2 protein-coding genes are annotated in these 5,222 nt (G+C 36.5%); one reads left to right on the top strand and one right to left on the bottom strand.

Translation table 11 applies throughout. The annotated features are described in order from the left end of the window. Positions 1 to 138 precede the first annotated feature (138 nt). Positions 139 to 2,676, top strand: coding sequence for an Ig-like domain-containing protein (locus CXF89_RS18145; protein ID WP_121955382.1), 2,538 nt, complete (start codon positions 139 to 141; stop codon positions 2,674 to 2,676). 601 nt (positions 2,677 to 3,277) lie between these two features. Here the strand turns inward: CXF89_RS18145 and CXF89_RS18140 are convergent. Next, a complete protein-coding gene (locus CXF89_RS18140; protein WP_257983244.1) occupies positions 3,278 to 4,891 on the bottom strand; it encodes a sensor domain-containing diguanylate cyclase in 1,614 nt (537 codons plus the stop codon). Positions 4,892 to 5,222 lie beyond the last annotated feature (331 nt).

Genomic DNA, 5,222 nt, shown 5'->3' with positions numbered 1-5,222 from the left:
AGGCACATAACCAATCGGTTAAAGTCTAGCCAGGTATAAAGGGAACGTATAATTTCTATAATGCACTTAAAAGGAATTAATGCAACTGCGTCATGTAATGCCTTTTGAGTATGTGGTGATTACATACAGGATGTAAAAATGTTTTTAGCTTTTAAAAAATGGTCTATTTATCTATTTATGCTCATATTCATATCTGCTTGTGGAAGTAGTAATGATGAGGATACACAAGAAGTCATCTCTATAACTCAATTAGAGCTTTCTATTCCCGAGTTAATCTTAGATTACGAACAATCAACACAAATAAAAGTAACCGCTGTTTCTTCTGATAATTCAAAAGAAAGTTTAGAAAGTGGCCTTACTTTTACATCATCTAACCCTGAGGTTGTCAGTGTTTCTCAGAGTGGTTTGATTTCTGCCGTAAGTGAAGGGCAGGCTATGATTAATGTCTCTTATAATGGTATTAAAAGTAGTCAAACAATCAACGTTTCGTATGCCATTATAGATTCTGAGTTACGGCTAACGCCTACTAGCGATACCTTCATTGAAGGTACAAACTACCAAGCCAGTTTATGGCATAAAAAATCAGACAATAAGTATTATAATGTAAAGGGTGAAATTAACTGGACTTCTTCCAACGATAACCTAGCTAAAATCTCTAATACTGGCTTTTTAGAGCTTTTAAAACCAGGTGAAGTATCAGTAACTGCTGATTTTGAAGGGCTAGAGGCACAAAAGTTTCTGACTATTGAAGCAAAAGAAGCGTCAGCAGTGAGTGTCGATTTAGAAATGTCAACAGTGCCGCTTGGCCAGCAGACAGCATTAGTCGTTAGCGCGTTATTTAATAACGGTACTACAGAGCATGTTACGGATGAAGCTATAATTAGTGTCGCGAATAGCGATATTGTGACAGTCAATGACCAAGGTTTAGTGTCGACTTTAAATATAGGGACAACCTCGATACATGTCGTCTATAAAGGCTTTGAAGAAAATGTATCAATAGAAGTAACAGATGCAGTTTTAGAAGGGCTTCAGCTTAACCTCGTTTCAAACAATACACCTGCGGGACTAAAAACTAACTATACTGTTAAAAAGGCTTTTTCTGACAATTCAATTACTGATGTAACAAACGAAAAGCGTTTTAAATTAAGCTCTGATAATATTTATGTTGCCTCAATTGATAATTACACTATAAATGCACATCAAATGGGTGAAGCTAATATAACAGCAACGTTAGATGGTTTTGAAAGTACAGCAAAGCTGACAGTAACAGATGCTGTAATCAACTCGATTAAAGTAGAGGTACTAGAACGAGTTATACCTCTGGGATTAACGACTAAAGCATCAACTTTTGCACAGTTATCTAATGACAGTACAGTTAATATCACCCCTACTTACTCGACTTCAGATGAGCAAGTTTTAACTGTCAGCAGTGACGGAATCATTACAAGTAAGGGCGTAGGTAAAGCGTTAGTTTCAGCTTCGTTTGACAGCTTTGAAGATTCAATTGAAGTGACAGTAACGGCTGCAGCTCTTAATGCTATCGAAATTAGTTTTAATAGTGACCGTTTGCCTATTGGCAGAAAAACTAAAGCAAATGCTGTTGGAATATATACAGATAGTACACGCTCAGATGTTACAAATGATGTTACATGGGTAAGTGGAGTGAGCAACCTAGTTGTTGTTAGCAATGTAATTAAGGGTGAACTCACTGCATTAGTAAACGATAATATTAGCATTGGTGATGGTGGTATTGATGTCGCTATTACCGCTTCACTAAATGGTATTAAATCAACTTCTCATATTACTGTTACAAAAGCTGTTCTTGATTCAATCGCAATTAATTCTAGCTCAGAATCTGTTGCTCTTGGCCAGCAGATTAATGTTACAGCAAGTGCTACTTATTCAGATTCATCAATAGTTGATGTTTCAACAGAAGGCACGTGGCTTTCTAGCGACGAAAATATTGCCACAGTAAGTAGTGAAGGAGTAGTTACACCTATTGCTGAAGGTTATACCCAGATAAACTTTAACTTCAATGGTATGAGTGACTCTGTTGTAATCACCGTTGGTCCAGCTGTTGTAGAAACGATTACTGTTTCATCGCAAGTGGCAGAGCTTTATAAAGGGAGAAAGACTCTCTTACAAGCTATCGCAGCTATGAGCGATGGTACGAGTAAGAACCTAACAAGCTTTGGTACGTGGACTGTTAATGATAGCAGTGTTGCTACAGTATCAAATGATCTTGGTTTGGAAGGAGAGCTGGCAGCATTAACTGGCGGCACAGTCTCAATTACGTTCACACCAATGGACAAGAATTACCCTGCAGCCTCATATGACATGCTAGTAAAAGATATCAGCGAAATGGCTAGCAAATTTGGCCGCTCAGTATCTTCAGCACTTTCTGTTATTAATGGTGTTGTACAACAAGGCTCTCAAATCACTTTGAGCGTAACGAATAAAACGGGCGTTAAATTGTTAGCTATAAATTTTGATGTAACAGATAAAGATAGAGTTAAAGTATCACAAGCTTTAAATAACGTGGTTGAGAATAATAGTTCATTTGGTTATAAATATACTGTTGGTTTGGGCGGTGCTGTGCTTCCGATTACACTAACTTATACATTTGAGGATGAAGTGACAAGTGAAGCATTTAACGTTTCTTATATAGTTGATTAATCTGCTTTACTGAATAATCTAAAACTTAAAAGCGCCTTGGATAAAGGCGCTTTTTTAGGTTTAGTACGTCAAAATATTTCAGGTGTTTAGTGTTTCAATGAGTAATAAATCCCATGCAGCACTCAAAGAGATAGGCTATGAAATGGTCATTCATTAATTAAGAAAGTACTAGAGGTCTCGGTAAGATCGACCTTAAGAGTTATGAACAGGTAATTGTATTTTTAGGGGGGGATTACCAAACCAAGTTTTATAGCATCCTATTAATGTAATAATACTCTCAATATTATCGAACTATTTGCAGCTCAATAATTGTAATTTAAACCACTAAAACAGCCTTAAATTAGGTAAAAAAGCGCCTGACCACATAATAAAACAGTGTGTTTTTCACATTTTCATCTCAGACTTTTGTGAGGTAAAAGTGTCTCAAATAGCCAGATTCAGACGTTTTTATGTCTCATATGTAAAGTTAAATATGGCGGAAAGTCTTGCTGTATAAGGGCTGTCGGGGAGGGGAGTGTTTTCTTCTAATAGCGGGAACTATCGGGTTTGAATACGAAGTATTATCATTAAAGTGAGCGTCTATACCAGATAGTTACCCTGATTAAAAAGTCGATAGCTGGGTTTGGTTCCTGCCATTATTTTTTGCTGTATACAGCGCTTTATCTGCCTGATTAATCACATCATCTAGGTTTATGTTCTCAGGTTTAACCTCTGTGATACCACTACTCATTGTTAAACGAATCGATAAGGTCTTATTTATACTTACTTCAGTGCGCTCTAATGTTTGTCTCATTTCCTCTACTAGCGCATAGGCTTTACTTGAGCGTGTGTCCGGCATGAGAATAACAAACTCCTCGCCTCCATAGCGGGCTAATAAATCGTGTTTACGACACTGTTGTCTAATAATATCCGCGACACACCTCAACGACTTATCGCCAGCGACGTGCCCATACGTATCATTAACACGTTTAAAATGATCTATATCGATAATAATAGCAGAGATAGGGCGATGCATTTGCTTTGCTTTGTTTAATAACTCTGTTGCAGCAAGGCTAAAATGACGGCGATTAAATAACTGTGTTAAAGGATCTGTTGATGCTAATAATTGAAGATCCGCTTGTTTTATTTTTAGGTTCTCTAATATTCGAATTCTATAGGCGATAATAAGCGATAGAACGAGGGCTTCTAACATAATACCAATGCCTACACCGTGACTGTTGATGTAGTTAAATTCCGCTTTTCCTTTGTAAAAGAAGACAGCTAAAATACTAAAGATGACAAATAACCCATGACCTATTAAAAAGAATAGTGCGATGGGGTGTTTTCGAAACAACATAGAAAAACTGACAGAGAGACTAACAGCCATCATTACAGCAGCGAGTGAGCTTGAGTACTTAAGGGCTGTTACAATATCAAATAAACCATAAATAAAGTTGATAGTTAATAAAACTATAATTGATATAAGTGCCCAATGTTCAATTGGGTATTTACTTTTAGTCTCGAAAATATTGATCATAAACAATATTAAAAATATTGGCATTGCGACTAAAGATAGATGCCATTTCAAAGTAATGGAGCCAAAGATATTGAAGAAATCGGCAAACATCCCATAGGAAAGTGCAATCCAAAAACCACCACAAACGAGATAGCATGAATAATAGAAGTGCTCTTTTAAACGAGATGAGATAAAAAGTAAAAAATTATAAATAATAAGTGCAAGTATCATCCCTACAAGCAGCGCGATATCGGTATATTGGCCCAACAAGGCTCTTTTAGACTGGTCTTCATTGTAAAGGTTAAGGCTAAACCATTGGTGAGAGAAGGAAATACTTTTTATATATAACGTTTTTTTATTTTGTAATTCTATATCAAAAACGGCGCTACCACGGTACATCCATTGTAATGTTGCAGGGTTATCCATATCAAGAATGCGTTCACGGACTAATGTGTTATCGATAACTTCATAAAGCTCTACTTTATGATTATGGTATGCATAAGGGTGGTGGAGATAGATTTTTTGTATTTTTTTATCTAAATTTTCCAGTTCTATTTTTGCCCACGTGACTTTAGCGGCTGTGCCGAGTGAAATACTATTGGAAGAAATGCGAAACGGTTGTTTTTGTATTTCATTTAACTGCATTTTTTCTGTTACATCAGTAAAGTAACCCATTTTAAACTGTTCAATAATTACGTCGTTTCCTTGGATTTTTTGCACAGGTATCGAGGTCGTAGCCAGTGCTGTTGAGTGAAATAAACAACAGCATAAAAGGGCGAAGGTATACAGAAGAAAGCTAGAACCGTCGTTATTCATTATATTTAGGCAAGATTACTTTTTTTCAATGAAAGAAGTAACTGCTTGCGCTCTCCATTTTTATAATTTATGAAACTACTCGAGCTGCTCAACCAACAGTGTGTGTTGGCGGTTAGGCGATTGAAATTTTGACCCGTACTTATTTATAGTATGAGAAAGTTCGTTCTGCCTTTATTTAAAGTTAGAAGTGACAACTATCTTGATACAGGGGGGAAAACCCAGGGCAAGAGCATGA

The sequence above is a fragment of the Pseudoalteromonas sp. MelDa3 genome (genome assembly GCF_002863625.1).
Lineage (GTDB): Bacteria > Pseudomonadota > Gammaproteobacteria > Enterobacterales > Alteromonadaceae > Pseudoalteromonas > Pseudoalteromonas arctica.
The sequence above is the reverse complement of the archived record's forward strand: the minus strand, read 5'-3'. Positions and strand labels throughout refer to the sequence as shown.

Excerpts from the sequence above, each read along its gene's own strand:
- CXF89_RS18145 (WP_121955382.1), top strand. The coding sequence starts at position 139 with ATGTTTTTAGCTTTTAAAAAATGGTCTATTTATCTATTTATGCTCATA.